The sequence below is a fragment of the Trichocoleus sp. DQ-A3 genome (assembly GCF_039961975.1).
Lineage (GTDB): Bacteria > Cyanobacteriota > Cyanobacteriia > Cyanobacteriales > FACHB-T130 > FACHB-T130.
In genome coordinates this window covers 115,529-131,058 of the sequence record NZ_JAMPKC010000012.1, presented here as the reverse complement: position 1 = coordinate 131,058, position 15,530 = coordinate 115,529, and the positions used below count along the sequence as shown (strand labels likewise).

Annotated in this window: 12 protein-coding genes and 1 pseudogene; 5 read left to right on the top strand and 8 right to left on the bottom strand. The window is 48.6% G+C overall.

Features of this window, described 5'->3' with window-relative positions; genetic code table 11:
- Nucleotides 1-71: 71 nt before the first annotated feature.
- Together NDI44_RS18040 and NDI44_RS18035 are read right to left on the bottom strand one after the other, a co-directional pair.
- Nucleotides 72-1,388, bottom strand: a complete 1,317-nt coding sequence (locus NDI44_RS18040; RefSeq protein WP_190411333.1) for a TldD/PmbA family protein — start codon at nucleotides 1,386-1,388, stop codon at nucleotides 72-74.
- Between the two features lie 201 nt (nucleotides 1,389-1,589).
- The gene (locus NDI44_RS18035) at nucleotides 1,590-2,468 is read right to left on the bottom strand and encodes a Tab2/Atab2 family RNA-binding protein (protein ID WP_190411332.1); all 879 of its coding nucleotides are present in this window, start codon (nucleotides 2,466-2,468) and stop codon (nucleotides 1,590-1,592) included.
- A 59-nt stretch (nucleotides 2,469-2,527) separates the two neighbouring features.
- Between NDI44_RS18035 and rtcA the strand changes: the two genes are divergently transcribed.
- The gene (gene rtcA / locus NDI44_RS18030) at nucleotides 2,528-3,604 is read left to right on the top strand and encodes an RNA 3'-terminal phosphate cyclase (RefSeq protein ID WP_190411331.1); all 1,077 of its coding nucleotides are present in this window, start codon (nucleotides 2,528-2,530) and stop codon (nucleotides 3,602-3,604) included.
- 125 nt (nucleotides 3,605-3,729) lie between these two features.
- Nucleotides 3,730-4,401, top strand: coding sequence for a GNAT family N-acetyltransferase (locus NDI44_RS18025; RefSeq protein ID WP_190411330.1), 672 nt, complete (start codon nucleotides 3,730-3,732; stop codon nucleotides 4,399-4,401).
- A 47-nt stretch (nucleotides 4,402-4,448) separates the two neighbouring features.
- Here NDI44_RS18025 and NDI44_RS18020 read toward each other — a convergent pair whose 3' ends face one another.
- The 6 genes and pseudogenes from NDI44_RS18020 to NDI44_RS17995 all read right to left on the bottom strand — a co-directional run bounded on the left by NDI44_RS18020 (nucleotide 4,449) and on the right by NDI44_RS17995 (nucleotide 10,186).
- On the bottom strand, nucleotides 4,449-6,680 hold the full coding sequence (locus tag NDI44_RS18020; RefSeq protein ID WP_190411329.1) for a glycoside hydrolase: 2,232 nt from the start codon (nucleotides 6,678-6,680) through the stop codon (nucleotides 4,449-4,451).
- A 143-nt stretch (nucleotides 6,681-6,823) separates the two neighbouring features.
- On the bottom strand, nucleotides 6,824-7,066 hold the full coding sequence (locus NDI44_RS18015; protein ID WP_190411328.1) for a NifU family protein: 243 nt from the start codon (nucleotides 7,064-7,066) through the stop codon (nucleotides 6,824-6,826).
- 130 nt (nucleotides 7,067-7,196) lie between these two features.
- Nucleotides 7,197-7,847 carry a DUF3386 domain-containing protein gene (locus NDI44_RS18010; protein ID WP_190411327.1) on the bottom strand — a complete coding sequence of 217 codons (651 nt, stop codon included), beginning with the start codon at nucleotides 7,845-7,847 and terminating at the stop codon, nucleotides 7,197-7,199.
- Nucleotides 7,848-7,973: 126 nt separating this feature from the next.
- Nucleotides 7,974-8,180 (bottom strand): hypothetical protein, encoded by a 207-nt coding sequence (locus NDI44_RS18005; protein ID WP_339380931.1) that lies wholly within the window; start codon nucleotides 8,178-8,180, stop codon nucleotides 7,974-7,976.
- 312 nt (nucleotides 8,181-8,492) lie between these two features.
- Nucleotides 8,493-9,767, bottom strand: a pseudogene (locus NDI44_RS18000) (ATP-binding protein); the annotation flags it as partial.
- Nucleotides 9,768-9,955: 188 nt separating this feature from the next.
- Complete coding sequence (locus tag NDI44_RS17995) at nucleotides 9,956-10,186, bottom strand: type II toxin-antitoxin system CcdA family antitoxin (protein WP_190411356.1); 231 nt, start codon at nucleotides 10,184-10,186, stop codon at nucleotides 9,956-9,958.
- A 752-nt stretch (nucleotides 10,187-10,938) separates the two neighbouring features.
- Between NDI44_RS17995 and lepA the strand changes: the two genes are divergently transcribed.
- From lepA to NDI44_RS17980, 3 genes are all read left to right on the top strand, one after another.
- Complete coding sequence (gene lepA / locus NDI44_RS17990; RefSeq protein ID WP_190411324.1) at nucleotides 10,939-12,750, top strand: translation elongation factor 4; 1,812 nt, start codon at nucleotides 10,939-10,941, stop codon at nucleotides 12,748-12,750.
- A gap of 292 nt (nucleotides 12,751-13,042) precedes the next feature.
- Nucleotides 13,043-14,002 carry a UDP-glucuronic acid decarboxylase family protein gene (locus tag NDI44_RS17985; RefSeq protein WP_190411323.1) on the top strand — a complete coding sequence of 320 codons (960 nt, stop codon included), beginning with the start codon at nucleotides 13,043-13,045 and terminating at the stop codon, nucleotides 14,000-14,002.
- A gap of 108 nt (nucleotides 14,003-14,110) precedes the next feature.
- Entirely contained in the window at nucleotides 14,111-15,502 is a 1,392-nt protein-coding gene (locus NDI44_RS17980) for a UDP-glucose/GDP-mannose dehydrogenase family protein (protein WP_190411322.1), read from the top strand.
- Nucleotides 15,503-15,530: the final 28 nt, after the last annotated feature.

Here is a 15,530-nt window from a genome sequence, read left to right as displayed (position 1 = left end):
CCTCAACTCATTTCATGGCTAATGGCTAATGGCTAACGGCTAACGGGCAATTAGCCAGTCTTCGATTCGGATTAACTCAGCATTTTGCCGGTGACAGACAGCCCTTCCACAATCAGAGATGGGGTATAGACCGAACCATTCCACTCGGCGTCGCCTCCCAATGCCACTAGCTGCTTGAGGGCTGCGTATACGTTACCTGCCACCATCGTATCTTTTACCCTGCCGACCACCTGACCGTTCTTGATCCGGTAGCCCAGGTCAACGTTAATCGAGAAGTCCCCCGAAATCCCAGAACCGCCTCCCAGCATCTGATCTACTACCAGCCCATCACCCATCTGCTGCATTAAGCTCAGCAGATCCCCAGTTCCCGGATGAATCAGCAAATTAAATAGCCCCGGTGTCGGGTAACTACCTAAACCGGGACGAAACCCGTTTCCAGTAGTCCCGCTACCCAGCTGGCGTCCGGTCGTGCGGTCGGTATAAAACAGCTGCAAAATGCCGTCTTTGATAAATTCCAGATTCCGCGTGACCGTGCCTTCATCATCAAAAGGACAGCTAAACGGCCCAGATTCTGGGTTTTGGGTAATGGTGAGGGCTTTTGAAGTCACGGGTTCGCCCAAGCGATCGCTCCACGGCGAAGCCCCCTCAAGGGTTCGTTTCCCATTCAGTGCAGCTGAGAGGGTTCCCCAAAGCATATCCGCTGCTTTGGCGGTAAATAACACGGGCACGCGACCGATGGGGGGTGAAATGTTTTCTTTCGCCCACGCTAACCGCTGCAAAATTTGGTTTGCCAAGGCGACCGGATCGAGGCTATCCCGCTGGGTTTGTCCATCGCCAACGCTCAAGAAATCATCCCCCCGCACCCATTCGGCTGCCAGATAACAGCTGAGGGTCGTATCGGTATAGCGACAATCCAATCCTTTGGTGTTGACAAGGCGCGTCGTTTCTGCTTCGCATTCCCATTGAGCGGTGCAGAGGACTTCTGGGTAGGCATCTCGGACGAGGGCGATCGCTTCTTTGCCCATTAATATCAGCTCCTCGACGGGCATAAACTCGCCCAAGTCGGGATACTTAGATGCCCGTCCCTCAGTCAATTCCACGGTTTCCACTCCGTTGAGTGCCGACAAAGCGATCGCTCGATCTACCAGTGCTTGCGGTTCCACAGGACCATAAGCAACGGCTAAACCCGGACGCCCTTCTCGCCACAGCCGCAACGCCGTCCCTTCTGATTGGGCACTTTCCAGTTGTTTGAGCCGGTTGGCTTCAAAAAAAACTGGGCGAGAAAGCGATCGCGCTTGATAAACCTCCGCTGCCTCGGCTCCAGAACGAGTGGCTAACTCCAATAACTGCTCTGCTAGCGTCTCTTGTGGTAAATCGTTAAAACCCATATTCTGACCGTGGAATTTATTGATGGAACCGCCAAGACGCCCTCATAAAGTCAAAGTAGAAAGTGCGAAATTCTGTCGCTCAGTCTCAACATCCGCGCTTTTACTCCGACTTTTATGCTTGTCTGAGAGCCTTTTTTTATGTCTTTGTCTTCTATTCTCCCAGTCTGATTGCGAAACCGAAAGATTTACTTTGGAATCAATTTAACTCAGAGGCAATTCTTGCATTAGCCAAAAACCCGCAAAGGATTCTGATTGCGGATCGGACTGAATCGCTAAAAAATGCAACATCCCAGCTTTTCGCTTGGCGTCCTCAAAGTTTTCGGCTTCCGTCAAAGTTTTTGAATCTTTGATACTTGCCAAAATCCAGCTATTACTCTCACCCGTCTCTAAAAGCAATCTAGGCGGTGTGTTCCGATTAAATTTCAGGAACGCCGGTTCAATTCCCGACATCCAGCCAGCCATTGGCACTGCTCTGGGAGAGAAAATCACCACTCCTGGAATCTGCGTCTCCTGTGGCAAAGGCGCGAAATCTCCTAATCCAATGAGTGGGAAAGCTTCTCGAAAGCCAATGTCCCACTCGTGCATTTCCTCAAAGGCTTCCGCTGACAAGGTTACAAATGCCCACTTTTGCCCAACCAGCGCATCCGGTAAAGGTTGGGGCGGCTGGGGTTGGTATTGGACAGAGGGATTCGGGGCAACTCCTTGGTAGCCCGATTGCTGGGGATAAACGTCCTGCATCCGCTCTTGCAGCCACCGATACAATGTAAAAGTTCGGCGGCTCAGCTGAGCGGAAATGCCCAACTCATCGCAGGCTTTCACAATCATTTTGGTCATCGGGCGGCGGAAGAAGCGGATTTTTTGAGGAGGTTCAGCTGCCCTAGCGATCGCTTCTTCCAACGTCGTTCGCAGCCAGATCGAATTTACCGTGCTATTGGGGCAAAACTCGGCGTAACGAAACAGGGACTCAGGTTTCGTGCGGATATCCAACGGACTTTCGCACACCAATAATTCCCAAATCTTTTTCTGTTGTTCGTCCAAAATTGGACGCGAATAAAAATCTAATTCCCAAACTGTTCCCATGCCGCGCCGTTAAAATCTGGTCACTTCCTTCATAATACGTTTGAAGCATCCTTTTACTCATGATTTACATCGACGGTTCCTACGGAGAAGGCGGCGGACAGGTTTTACGGACTTCCCTCAGCCTGGCGGCGATCGCAGGCCATCCGATCCGAATCGGGCGGGTTCGGGCGGGACGCAAAAAGCCCGGACTCGCTGCCCAACACTTAACGGCTGTGCGTGCCGCTGCTGCCATCTGCGGAGCGAAAGTGCAGGGGGATACGTTGGGTTCAACGGCTTTAGAGTTTATTCCGGGTGATTCAATCCAACTGGGAAAATACACCTTTGATGTTACCGAAGCACAAGAAGGCGGTTCGGCGGGTGCGGTTACTTTGGTTTTGCAGACAATTTTGCTGCCCTTAGCGATCGCGCAGGGAGAATCGCAGGTGACGCTGCGCGGCGGCACCCATGTCGCCTATAGTCCCGCTTATACCTACATTGAGCAAGTCTACTTGCCTCTGTTACGTCAGATGGGAGTGGAAGCTGAGGTGAGGATACGCAGTTGGGGGTGGTATCCCCAAGGTCAAGGAGAAGTGGAACTTCGCGTTAGCGGTAGGGGCGTTAGGGGTAAGAACAGGGAAATCCAACCATTGCGAGGGATTAGCCTTCTGGAACCTGGAGAATTTCAGCAGGTGCGGGGGATTGCTGTGGTGACACAACTTCCTTCCCACATTCCCCAACGGATGGCTAGCCGCGCCGAGAATGTGTTGCATCAAGCAGATCTCAAAGCCACTGTCCAACCCTTACGGGAAAGGGGTATCGCACCGGGGGCGGGGATTTTCCTCACCGCTGAGTACGAGAATAGCAAGGCTTTCTTTGGTGCTTTGGGACGTCTGGGACTGCCAGCCGATAAAGTTGCCGATATGGCTTGTCAGGAGTTGCTGGATTTTCATAACACTGGCGCACCCGTCGATGTACACCTGGGGGATCAGTTGCTATTGCCAGCGGCTTTAGCTGACTCGACGAGTCAATACCGAGTGGCGGAGATTAGCACCCACCTAACGACCAATGCGTGGGTGATTGAGCAGTTTGGCTTGGCATCGATAACGATTGATGAAGTCGATCGTCGGGTGACGGTAACACCCAACCCTGATACATGAGTAGGGATAGTTAGCGATCGCTCCTAAATTTCCAGTTTATTTAAACACGACAACGGCTCCCATACTGCTAATATTGCCCTCATCGCCGCAGACTTTGATGTTCACTGCTGCAACAAAATGGACTAATGGCTGACCTACCTCCTTCATTGCCACCAGGGTGTGTTCTCCGACCAGCCCGTGCGGAAGAAAAATGGTTAATTCAGCAATTATTATTAGAATTTACAAAATCTGAGGCTTTAAAATTTGATCTGAGAGTTTTATCTTTCAATTTCCTAATTTTGATTGCCTTGACTTTTTTCATGCTAGCAATCATACAAATTATCAAAATTCTTGCTTCTAATTTCTTGCTCGGAATTATTTTATTTCTTATCCTTGCACTTCTTTTTATTGTTACTCTTTGTTTGGCCGCTTCCTTTATTCTATTTTTCTTCTCAATTTTCACCTATGCTTTTGTCAATTGGTCGCGGTTCTGGGTCATTGAATGTAATGGAAGGTTAGTAGCTTGCGGTGAAATAAACGGCTATAGTACGCACTCTATGCTGTATTACTTATTTGTGAAACCTGTTTGGCGCAGCCAGCACCTGGGTTCCCATCTAGTGAAGCGTCTTGTTCAAGAAGCGACCCATCCCCTCTATTTAGTCTGTAAGCCTAAATTAGTACGATTTTATTCGCAACTTGGCTTTACGATTGTTCCTTGGCAAGAAATCTCACAGCCTCTCAAATCAAGTTTTCACATTTTCCAACTAGATACCCTAATTAGTGGAAATGTTTGGACAGTTATGCGGTATCAAAGTTAGAAAAATCAGGGATTTTACAAAAATCCCTGATTTTTGCGATTGAATTCTTAAGGAACATCAATCGGAATCAAGGCATTTTCAGGCACATAGCTACTAAACCGTTCGCCATCCGCTAAGATAGCTACCATCCGCAGCGGAAAATCTGGACCGATTTGCAAATCTGCCCAAGGAACTGCCACTTCCAAACACTTATTTAAACCCACTTGAGCGCGGCTAAACCGAGGATGCCACTTGAAATGTTCCCCAGCCTCCTCAAACTCAATCGTGTGAGTCAGTAAGTTAATCCCTAAATGGTGGTGGAACAGATAGTTCAGTGGCGCTTCGTCAGGTAAATTTTCCAGCGGAATGGGGCTATTGTGCATTGTTTGGTTGGGATAGAACCACAGCAAATGCAACTCTGGCGGACAGCCTTTACCCGGTTGAATGCCGGTCTGGAAGTCCAGCCGTAGATAGAAGTTAAGGTGATCCACGCCGTACCAAAGACGCTGAATGGCACTGCTCTTGTGCATCGTACCCCGCGATCCGCCCACATCAATCCGACCAGCGCGATCCCAATCCTGTTCGTCACCCAGTCCATCGATGGTGGGATGAATAAAGCCTTGGGGTCGATGGTCTCCCCGCGCTTCGTGAGCTTCTACGGGTTGGCGCAAGTTCGACGGGATCGGCTCATTTAAAGCTTGGTAAATCGCACACAGGTGTTCCCGGAACAGCTGGTCGAACATGGCATCTTGGTTTGAGGAATGACCTTCGCCAAACCACCAGAACCAATCGGAACCTTCTGCGGCGTACAAAGCTTCCCAAACTTCTGGATTGTTTTCCTCGGTTGCTTCTGGATGGCTAGCCAAGACTTTCCGCGCATCCTCTAAGAGATCCCAGGCGCGATTTTTGGCGGGATCGCCAATCCAAGTTGTAAAGCTGCCATCGACCCAAGAGCCGCTGTGCAGCTGCTCGGCGGGGATGGTTGCCTTGGGAGGGAACTGGTCTAGAAATTCCGAAACCGTGACCAATTTCAGCTCTGAGTGGTCGCTCAGCGTTTGATAAAGAGCTTCTAAAAAGGGCTTACCATCCAGATGGTAGTGTTCCCAACAGTTTTCGCCATCAAGGGCAATGTTGACCAGCCACGGTTGTTCTAGGGCTGTACCGCCTCCTTTCTGGCGGTGTTTCAGGGTGCGAGCGATCGCTTCCAAATGCCCGACTAAGTCGGCGGCGGCGCGGCGCGGTTCCATCGCTCCATAAGTAAAGCCAATTAAATCTGATAATCGGTGATCCCGAAACACGATCGCTAAGTCGCCGAACTCGGTTTGCAGCCGATAAGGTTGATATAGTAATTCGGGTTCGTAGACATTCCCCGCACCGTCTCGATGGAAAAATTGCTTCTTAGACCAACCTAAGACGGCTTCATCGGAGCAGATCCACTTATATCCCTGTTTGGCGATATAAGGCAAAATTTCGGGGCTAACCGATTGTTCTGAAGGCCACAAACCACGCGGTTCTTGCCCAAACCGATCTTTATACATATCCCAAGCTTTTTGGAGATGTCTGGGAATATCTTCAGCCCACTGGAAGCGCTGCTTCGGCAAGGTCATGTTGGGCACCGCCACCCGACCAGAGTTGGTATCGTTCAGTAAGGGCAAAATCGGGTGCGTGTAGGGCGTTGTCGATACTTCCAGTTGCCCTGCTTCCTGCATCTGCCGGTGCTGCGGAATGATGCGACTCAAGATTTCTCGTTGTTTAGAGAAAATTCGCTGGCGATCGCTTAAAGTAAAGTTTCTTCCCTGCTTCAACCAGCCCTCAATCTCTGGATCGTCCCAAAACAAAGGATCGATCCACGCCAGATTATGCCAAGCGAGCAAATCGCTGTAATCTTGCGGATTCCAATTTGTCCAACACCATTCTTCCCCCTTTTCTTGACGTTGCCCGTAAAGTTCTCCGTAGCGAGGATGAGGGTCAATTAAGGTATGGTGATTGGCATCAAAAAAATGCTCAATAATAAATCTTTTTTGTTCATCACTCAGTTGCTGTTCCGGCGTCAAAGCTGCTGCTAAGTATGGGTCCATCGCCGTGCCAGCAACATAATCCTCTAACTGCAAAATCAAAGATGGCACGAGATTAACCGTTTGATGCAGCTTCGGATAACGAGCCAGCAGCAGCACTAAATCTAGGTAATCTTTCGTCCCATGCAGCCGCACCCACGGCAAACGATACTGATTGACTGCGCGGCTTTTGTACAGAGGTTGATGTTGATGCCAGATGAAAGAGATATAGAGAGGATGGGGCATAGGGAAAGTAAATAGTAGAAACTAAAAAGGCAAAAGAAATATCTGTTCTATTTCTTTTGCCTTTGGCTTTGAAAAGACTGGTTCAATTAAACTAAAAAGGCAAAAGAAATCAGAAAAAATCTTTTGCCTTTTACCTTTTGCCTTTAAAGGACTTGCTCAACTTCGGCAATTTCGGGAATAAATTCACGCAAGCGGCGCTCAATTCCCATTCTCAGCGTCATTGCTGAACTAGGGCAAGATCCGCAGGCTCCTTGGAGGCGTAGCTTCACGACTGGACCGTCGATGTCTACCAGCTCAACGTTACCACCATCGGACATTAAGTAAGGGCGCAGTTCATCCAAAACTTGTTCGACGTTTTCTGAAGTCAGTGCCAGTGTTTGTGACATGGTTAGTTTACCTTATCGAATCTTTCTTTCTATTGCAGCTATGTTGATCCTAGTTCACGCAGAGATAAAAACTCATCGCGAAAATGGAGAACACTGGGAACCGCTGAGAGCGTATTGTAACGCCGACTGCCTATACCGCTGCTGGTTCCAGTAACTTGACGTTCGCGTAGTTGAACTCGGTGGTCGTTTTTTGACCTTGCTCATTCGCGTGAATTACCTGCTTGGTCATCACGTAGTAATCGCCGACTTTCTCGAAGGTATCCTCAAATTGCATTTCTCTGAGCAATTCACCTGTCTGAGGATTCCGGAAGACAACATCGTAGCGACTGGCGGCGTAGCCTTCTCCGGTGTCTAAACTTTCAGCAGTATCGATGACAAATGCCATTCGACCCATTACCCGACTCACCTGGCAAATTTCAGTGCCTCGGATTTTGTAGTTAGATCCCATCGCATCGCCTTTAACCAGAATTTCCGTAGCGCCGCTGGCGTCCGTTTCCCCCAGGTTAAATTCGTTCTTGCCGTGAGCTTTGTCAAAAGACCCCCGCTTGCGGTGGGTGACAATATCCCTGAGCTGAGTATAGATGCTCTCTTGCACCGTTTCGTCTTCGATGCCGGTAACTTCAACAGTCATGTCGCTGTTGATGCGAATTTTGCCTTTGTAGACTTCATCACCTTGCTTGAGTTCTACATCAGCACTATATCCTGGGAAATTAGTATCCCAGGTGTAGCGGTTTTCGTAGGCAGCCCGAAACAAGTCACGAGCATTTGCTTGCTCAGTCATAGACTCTTACTTTAATCAACTTCTTTCCTAGTGTAAAAATGTTTGCAGAGTAGTGACACGCTTTGGCGACACAATTATCTGAAAACTGGGGTTAGCAGAAAAATCCGATAGCGTCGCTGTACCCACCTAGATTAATAGCCCTATTGAACCCGTCTGTGGCGTAGTCATCATCACCGAAGCTTGATACAGGGGTACAGTGACCATGACTGTTGAGCCGAGTCCTTCGCCGTAACGATGAACATGAATATTGCCAGCCATTGCTTCAAGCAGTTTTTGAGAGATTGTTAGTCCCAGTCTCGTACCCGCACCGGGAGTTGTGTGAGAGCCATTCACTTTACCGAACAATTAAAACTAAGGCACCGGCTTATGTCCAGTGCTTTTCCCAAACTTTCAACCGTTTGCTGAAAATCGCTTTTAGATTGAGTGTGCGATCGCTCCTGTTAGCAATTTGGTTCAAAGTTTTGGTACGGTTCGGAAATTGGCTCAGTCATAGAATCCTGTTGACCTCGCAGGCGATGTTGGCGTGCTTGCTTTCTCGAAATTTCATCGTAGAGCCTGAAACTACCAGCAAGCAGCTTGTTTGTGCTTTCAACTGGTAGAGCCAACTCAACCCAATTTCATCAATCCCCGAAAGTGGCACCTACATTAACAATCCATCGAACCTGTCTGTTGTGTTGAAATCATTACCGGCTCTTGATACAGAGGCACGGTGAACGTAACTGTTGAACCCAGACCTTCGCCCATACTGTAGAAGTTTACGACCCCACCCATTGCTTCTACCAGCCTTTGAGATATTGCCAATCCCAATCCGGTACCACCGTACTGTCTAGTGCGAGAGCCATCCACCTGGCTAAATGATTGAAATAGTTTGTCTTGCTTGTCAAGGGAGACACCAATCCCCGTATCGGCGACTTGGACTTTCACGACGCCTGGACATTCCTGTCCTCCAAACTTAAGTTTCTTTTTACTGACCTCGGCACTGACCGTGACGCCGCCTTCATGGGTAAATTTGATTGCATTCCCTATCAGGTTTAACATCACCTGGAGCAGCCGCTGGTAGTTGCCATACAGGATAATTTCATCGTAGGTAGATGGCATTTGAATGCATAAGCTCAGGTTTTTCTGCTGCGCCTGATTCTGGGTAAATTCCTCGACATCCCCGAATAGTTCTTCCAGCTTCACCTGTCCCAGTTCCAGCTCCATTTTGCCTGCTTCAATTTTGGCGACATCGAGAATGTCATTGATCAGGTTGAGGAGATGTAAAGCTGAACGGTAAGCATCTTGGATAAAATCCAGTTGCTCTTCTGGCTCGTCTACCGTCCCATCTAGGATCAGCTTCAGGGAGCCAATCATGCCGTTTAGCGGTGTCCGAAGTTCGTGGGAAGTATTTGCCAGAAACTCTGATTTAAGGCGAGAAGCTTCTTCTGCTTGTTCGCGGGCTTCTTCTAATTCTTTATACAGGGTGGCGTGAGCGATCGCGGTTCCCACCTGATCTGCCAGTTCTCTAACTAACTCAACTTCGGCATCGTTCCATCGCCGAGTGCGATCGCACTGTTGCAAAGCGATGACGCCATTTGGCTGGTTTTGATAGCAGGTAGAAACGACTAATACCGATTGTTGCCCAAACGCATTCACCCCAGCCTGTTCTACCACAACTGGCTCGCCTTGTGTCTCCAGTGCTTGCCTTAGATAGGGTTGCTCGGCAAGCTGTAACTGTTGTCCCAGCATCGACCGAAACGTCTCCTGGCAATACTCCGCCACCACCTGCACTTTGGGCTTAGAACTTTCGTAGTTGCAGATGATGCAGCGACTAACGTTAAGCGCTTCTCCTAGCCCTCTAACCGTTTGCTGCCAAATGGTATCTAGATCGAGCGTGCGACGGATATTCCTAGCAATCTGACTCAGCAGTTTTTGGTACTGATCTGGACTTGACACAGTTGACTCGAAAGTTGGCAGTGAGACATTAACAGGAGCCGCCATCAGAGTATACCTGTAAACTGCAAAAGGAGAAGAAGCTAATGATTACCAGCCGTTTTCTGTGATAGATACAACCTCAAAAGACTTGCCCTGCGGCTAAAGTCTACATCTAGAGTGTTCTTTATTTTGCATTAATCGTTCCATTCCCCTCTTGGAGGCACGGGCGGATTCCTCTCTAGGTTCCGAGTCAGTTCATCATCTCGATCTCGTTCACCTCTAAGCCACTGCCGAATTGCCGTCTCAATGACCTTACTCGGATCGTTGGTCAGGTGCTTAATTTGTGCTAACAGTTCAGAATCAAGGTGGATAGAAATTTCCACCTTTTCGGCTGAACCCTGAGAATATCTGGCCCGATCGTTCATATCAGTGCAGTGATGACATTTCCAAGCAAAACCAACGCGGAAGAGGATGCGCCGTCTTTCCATGCTAACTGCTGATGCAAGCAACGCAGTCAGTAGAATGCAGCTCCTATCCTAATGGGCAACAAAATTTTGCAATTCCGATCCCTAGTATGCATTCTGACATTCTCTGGGCGCTAACTGCTAGTTGGCAATAGCGCTCTATTTTCTGGTGAGGACGGCTGCTCCTGAAGCATTGCCACTTTTCGGTAGAGAAGTCGTTCTCTCATCAGAAAATTACCCTTTTTTTAAAGGTTTTTCATCAGAGCAGTTTTTGCATGGATTTAATTCCAATGTGCCCTAATCTACTTGAATACACAAGATTTCTTTTTAAGTCTTTAGATTCACAATACCTTTTGCTGTGTTCTCATCACCCTCCCATGCCAAATTAAATGGTTATCGCTTCGCTTGACTGACTGTTTGACAGTTACTCAGTCCTCCTTCCTCAACTCTCAGTCCTCTGTCCTCCCTACTCAACCCTCAGTCCTCAGTCCTGCATCTATTTTTATCGCTGTCTCTGATTTAGGTAAACCGCGCAGATTTTCTACTGTATAGTCATCGAAGGCGGTAACTGTCCTACTCAAAGTTAAAGAATTGTTTCACGTTGACAGAAGGGACATATCTGCGGCTGTCCTAACTGCCGGGGCATCGGAAACATTACAATATTTGAAGTCCGCTGAACTTTTCAATTGCCGTTCGTGCCTTTTTGTTTGGCTATGACTGACGTACCTGTTTCTCGCATTCGTAATTTCTCGATCATTGCCCACATTGACCACGGAAAATCCACTCTGGCGGATCGCCTCTTGCAGTTTACGGGCACGGTGCAAGATCGGCAGATGAAGGAACAGTTCCTGGACAATATGGATTTAGAACGGGAGCGCGGCATTACGATTAAGCTGCAAGCTGCCCGAATGAACTATACCGCCAAGGATGGCCAACAGTACGTTCTAAATCTAATTGATACACCTGGTCACGTTGATTTTTCCTACGAGGTGTCGCGTTCTCTGGCTGCTTGCGAAGGCGCACTCTTGGTAGTGGATGCCTCTCAAGGGGTGGAAGCGCAAACGCTTGCCAATGTTTATCTTGCCCTTGAGAATAATCTGGAAATTATTCCAGTATTAAATAAAATCGATCTCCCTGGAGCTGAGCCAGATCGGGTAAAGGGAGAAATTGAAGAAATTATCGGACTGGATTGTAGCGGTGCAATTCTCGCTTCTGCAAAAGAAGGGCTTGGGATTGACGAGATCCTGGAGTCGATCGTTCACTTAGTCCCGCCGCCGATAGATACGGTGTCCCAACCGCTGAGAGCTTTAATTTTTGATAGTTACTATGACAGCTATCGGGGTGTAATTGTATACTTCCGGGTGATGGATGGTACGGTCAAAAAAGGCGATCGCGTTCGTCTGATGGCGACCGGCAAAGAATATGAAATTGACGAATTGGGTATCCTTTCCCCGACTCAGAAGCCGGTGAACGAACTGCACGCCGGAGAAGTGGGCTACCTAGGAGCGGCAATTAAAGCGGTGGAAGATGCTCGCGTAGGAGACACCATTACCCTAGCGAATGCCCCTGCTAGCGAGGCATTGCCCGGTTACACCGAAGCGAAGCCGATGGTCTTTTGCGGCTTGTTCCCCACCGATGCTGACCAATACCCAGACTTACGGGAAGCCCTGGAAAAACTTAAATTAAATGATGCGGCGTTGAACTACGAACCGGAAACGTCCAGCGCAATGGGGTTTGGCTTCCGCTGCGGCTTCTTGGGCTTGCTGCACATGGAGATCGTCCAAGAGCGTCTAGAGCGGGAATACGATTTAGATTTGATTATCACCGCTCCTTCGGTGGTCTATCGGGTGATTACCAATAAGGGAGAGGAAGTCTACATTGATAATCCCAGCCACCTACCGCCGCCGAACGAGCGGGAAAAAATTGAGGAGCCTTATGTCAAGGTAGACATGATTACCCCAGAAGTCTATGTGGGGACTTTGATGGAGTTATGTCAAAACCGGCGTGGTGTCTTCAAAGATATGAAGTATTTAACGCAGGGGCGAACCACGCTGACTTATGAGTTACCCCTGGCGGAAGTGGTGACGGACTTTTTTGACCAAATGAAGTCCAGAACTCGCGGCTATGCCAGTATGGAATATCATTTGATTGGCTATCAGGAAAATCCCCTGGTTAAGCTAGATATTTTAATCAACAACGACCCCGTTGATGCCTTAGCGATGATTGTGCATCGGGATAAGGCTTACAACGTAGGACGTGGTTTGACAGAAAAGTTGAAGGAACTGATTCCCAGGCATCAGTTCAAAATTCCGATTCAAGCCGCGATTGGCAGTAAGATTGTCGCCAGCGAACATATCCCCGCTTTGAGAAAAGATGTGCTTGCCAAGTGCTACGGCGGTGATATTTCTCGAAAGAAAAAGTTGTTGCAGAAGCAGGCTAAAGGGAAGAAGCGCATGAAGTCGATTGGGACGGTTGATGTACCGCAATCAGCTTTCATGGCGGTGTTGCGCCTGGATCAAGAGTAGCGCTTGGATTGAGACTACTGAATTGAGACTTACGCTGGATTTTTAAGCTAAGCTTAGGAATCCAGCGTATTTTCGTAGCTTCGTGTCTTACATAGGGTGCTATTCCAGGCTGAGAGTGGGAAAGGAACGAACTTGAGGCGAAGAAATGAATGCCGAGGAGCGATCGCTAATCTTTACGATATCTTCATCGATATGTTCAAAGATTTATTGAAAATGCAGGTACATCTGGACACCGTCGCATGGCAAGGTTAGTCTAAGATGGATTCCAACTCTTAAAAGACTCAATTGCCAGATGAGAATTTTAGTCACAGGTGGTGCTGGTTTTATCGGTTCCCATCTGATCGACCGGCTAATGACGCAAGGGCATGAAGTCATTTGCCTCGATAACTTCTATACCGGACACAAACGCAACATCCTGAAGTGGCTGGATAATCCATATTTTGAACTCATCCGTCACGACATCACCGAACCGATACGCTTGGAAGTAGAGCAAATTTATCACCTAGCTTGCCCCGCATCTCCAGTACACTACCAGTTCAACCCAGTAAAGACCGTGAAAACGAATGTCCTGGGTACGCTGAATATGTTAGGACTGGCAAAGCGGGTGAAGGCGAGATTACTCTTGGCTTCCACGTCAGAAGTGTACGGCGATCCTGAAATCCACCCCCAGACTGAAGAATATCGCGGTAATGTCAATACGATAGGAATTCGCTCCTGCTATGACGAAGGCAAGCGAATTGCAGAAACACTGGCGTTTGACTATTATCGCCAGAATCATGTAGAAATTCGAGTCGCGCGAATCTTCAACACCTACGGCCCTCGAATGTTAGAAAATGACGGTCGAGTGGTTAGCAACTTTGTAGTGCAAGCTCTGCGGGGTACCGCCCTAACGGTTTATGGTGATGGTTCGCAAACCCGAAGTTTCTGCTACGTTTCAGACCTAGTGGAAGGGCTGATGCGGCTGATGAATGGCGAGCATACGGGACCGATTAATTTAGGGAATCCCGATGAATATACGATTTTAGAGCTGGCTGAGGCTGTCCAAAAGATGGTGAACCCAGACTCGAAGATTAAGCTTGAGCCACTGCCAGAAGACGATCCTCGCCGACGGCGTCCGGATATCACGCGGGCAAAGACTTGGCTGGATTGGGAGCCAACAATACCCTTGCAAGAAGGGTTACAACTGACTATAGAAGATTTTCGCGATCGCTTAGCTTCTCTGCCGGAGAATCGCATCCACAGCGATTCGTGAATTAGAGTCCTTTGTCAAAAGTTAATTATCAATGACTTTTAACAAAAGACTACCCAACAGAATCGTACCCCCAGAACTGTCATTCCAATTTTTTTGAGGTTTACTCCTATGCGTGTTTGCGTAATTGGCACTGGATATGTTGGCTTGGTCACGGGTGCCAGTCTTGCTCATATTGGACATCATGTCATCTGCGTTGACAATAACGAAGAAAAAGTCAAGTTGATGAAGGCGGGACAGTCCCCGATTTATGAGCCAGGACTGTCAGAAATTATGCAATCGGCTTCCCAGTCAGGGCATCTTGAGTTCACTACCGATTTGGGTGCTGGAGTGGCTCATGGAGAAATTTTGTTCATCGCAGTAGGGACGCCCGCTTTGGCAAATGGTGAAAGCGATACCAGGTATGTTGAAGCCGTTGCCCGTGGAATTGGCGCTCATCTTGACGGTGGTTACAAAGTCATTGTAAATAAATCCACAGTGCCAATTGGTTCTGGGGACTGGGTGCGGATGATTGTACTTGATGGCGTGCTGGAGCGCCAAAAGTCCTTAGTGGGAGCTGGTGGCGTTGTTACCGAGGAGCTGACACTAGAAACAACTCCTCAGTTTGATGTTGTTAGCAATCCAGAATTTTTGCGCGAAGGTTCGGCGGTTTACGACACCTTTAACCCGGATCGGATTGTGCTGGGTAGCACCAATCCGAAAGCGATCGCCATGATGCAGGAACTCTATGCTCCCATTGTCGAGCGCCAGGTGGCAGAAGACAAATCCTTACCACAAGTGCCCGTCGTGGTGACAGACATCAACTCTGCTGAGATGATTAAGTACGCCGCGAATGCCTTCCTCGCAACCAAAATCAGCTTTATCAACGAAGTTGCCAATATTTGCGATCGCGTGGGTGCTGATGTTACCCAAGTCGCTAAGGGCATCGGTTTGGATTCCCGGATTGGTAACAAGTTCTTGCAAGCTGGGATTGGCTGGGGTGGTTCCTGCTTCCCGAAAGATGTCTCGGCTTTGATTCATACCGCGGACGACTACGGCTATGAAGCTCAACTGCTCAAATCTGCTGTGAGTGTCAACCAGCGCCAGCGCGTGATTGCGATCGAAAAACTGCAACAGGCGCTAAAAATCCTCAAAGGCAAAACGGTGGGATTGCTAGGTCTGACTTTCAAACCCGATACCGATGATATGCGCGATGCTCCAGCGCTCAATCTCATCGAGCAACTCAACCGGCTGGGGGCGAAAGTGAAAGCCTACGATCCAATTGTTTCTTCAACTGGGATGCGTCATGGGTTAACCGGCGTGATGGTGGAAACCGATCCCGAACGGCTGGCTGATGGCTGTGACGCCCTTGTGTTGGTGACAGACTGGCAGCAGTTCCAGACCCTAGACTATAGCAAAATGTCTAAGCTGATGAACAACGCGGTGATGATTGATGGTCGTAACTTCCTCAACCGGAAGGAAATAGAAAGCGCTGGTTTCCAATACATCGGTGTTGGTCGCTAGGAAAAGTTTTGAGTTAGGGAGTTATGAG

Bases quoted from the DNA above. Each gene is read 5' to 3' on its own strand.
- rtcA (WP_190411331.1), top strand. From the start codon at position 2,528: ATGATTTACATCGACGGTTCCTACGGAGAAGGCGGCGGACAGGTTTTA.
- NDI44_RS18040 (WP_190411333.1), bottom strand. From the start codon at position 1,388: ATGGGTTTTAACGATTTACCACAAGAGACGCTAGCAGAGCAGTTATTG.
- NDI44_RS17985 (WP_190411323.1), top strand. From the start codon at position 13,043: ATGAGAATTTTAGTCACAGGTGGTGCTGGTTTTATCGGTTCCCATCTG.
- NDI44_RS18035 (WP_190411332.1), bottom strand. From the start codon at position 2,468: ATGGGAACAGTTTGGGAATTAGATTTTTATTCGCGTCCAATTTTGGAC.
- NDI44_RS18015 (WP_190411328.1), bottom strand. From the start codon at position 7,066: ATGTCACAAACACTGGCACTGACTTCAGAAAACGTCGAACAAGTTTTG.
- NDI44_RS17995 (WP_190411356.1), bottom strand. From the start codon at position 10,186: ATGAACGATCGGGCCAGATATTCTCAGGGTTCAGCCGAAAAGGTGGAA.
- NDI44_RS18020 (WP_190411329.1), bottom strand. From the start codon at position 6,680: ATGCCCCATCCTCTCTATATCTCTTTCATCTGGCATCAACATCAACCT.
- lepA (WP_190411324.1), top strand. From the start codon at position 10,939: ATGACTGACGTACCTGTTTCTCGCATTCGTAATTTCTCGATCATTGCC.
- NDI44_RS18010 (WP_190411327.1), bottom strand. From the start codon at position 7,847: ATGACTGAGCAAGCAAATGCTCGTGACTTGTTTCGGGCTGCCTACGAA.
- NDI44_RS17980 (WP_190411322.1), top strand. From the start codon at position 14,111: ATGCGTGTTTGCGTAATTGGCACTGGATATGTTGGCTTGGTCACGGGT.
- NDI44_RS18025 (WP_190411330.1), top strand. From the start codon at position 3,730: ATGGCTGACCTACCTCCTTCATTGCCACCAGGGTGTGTTCTCCGACCA.